General features: G+C 57.2%; 1 protein-coding gene and 1 pseudogene. Both read left to right on the forward strand.

All coding sequences use genetic code 11. The annotated features are described in order from the left end of the window. Positions 1-2: 2 nt before the first annotated feature. Positions 3-473 carry an integrating conjugative element protein gene (locus ABJ99_RS04905; RefSeq protein ID WP_230080982.1) on the forward strand — a complete coding sequence of 157 codons (471 nt, stop codon included), beginning with the start codon at positions 3-5 and terminating at the stop codon, positions 471-473. Between the two features lie 11 nt (positions 474-484). After that, positions 485-727, forward strand: a pseudogene (locus tag ABJ99_RS04910) (type IV conjugative transfer system coupling protein TraD); the annotation flags it as partial.

Here is a 727-nt window from a genome sequence, read left to right on the forward strand (position 1 = left end):
GCCTGCCATTTATGATCTGCCAGGCTGCAGAGCTCACAGTGGTTGAAGACAAAGGTGGTGACTCAGCGCTGCCTTACTATCGATCTCTCAATCCCGAACCATCCTCTTCTGTCTCAAATGACCTGACCTCAAACCTGAATCCTGTAGCAGCACAGGGATTACCGGTACGCACCACTCGAATGACTCCAGGAACCGTTCAGGGCCGAATTATCAACGCGCCAGGCCTGCAGCCTTTGTTCCTGATCGGGGACGATGAAACATCACGCCGATGGCTCCATGAGCGCGGCGCGGTGCTCGAACAGATGCAGGCCGTAGGACTGGTGGTCAACGTAGCCACGCCAGAGCGACTTGCTGTAGTCAGAAGCTGGTTGCCCAACACGCTGGTATCCCCCGCCTCTGGCGATGACCTGTCTCAACGACTCGGCCTGAACCACTACCCAGTGTTGATCACCCCAACTGCCATCGAGCAATAGGAGGTTGGTTTATGGCTCATGAATACGCCATCGAATCCCTACTCAGACCCGCCGTTGAGCTGTACACCGTGTACGTGTGCGCTGCAGGTGCATTCCTATGCGTGTTCGCGCCCTGGGCGTTCGCGCTGACTCCGCTGTTCGGTATCGTGACGTCCGCGGGCTTTCTGGCTTTGGGGTTAGTGCGCCTGAAACAGGCATGGCAGGTGCTGCGCTACCGACGAAACATCCGTCGTCTGCCTCATTACACGATGACC

It is taken from the genome of Pseudomonas syringae pv. cilantro (assembly GCF_001293775.1).
Lineage (GTDB): Bacteria > Pseudomonadota > Gammaproteobacteria > Pseudomonadales > Pseudomonadaceae > Aquipseudomonas > Aquipseudomonas syringae_P.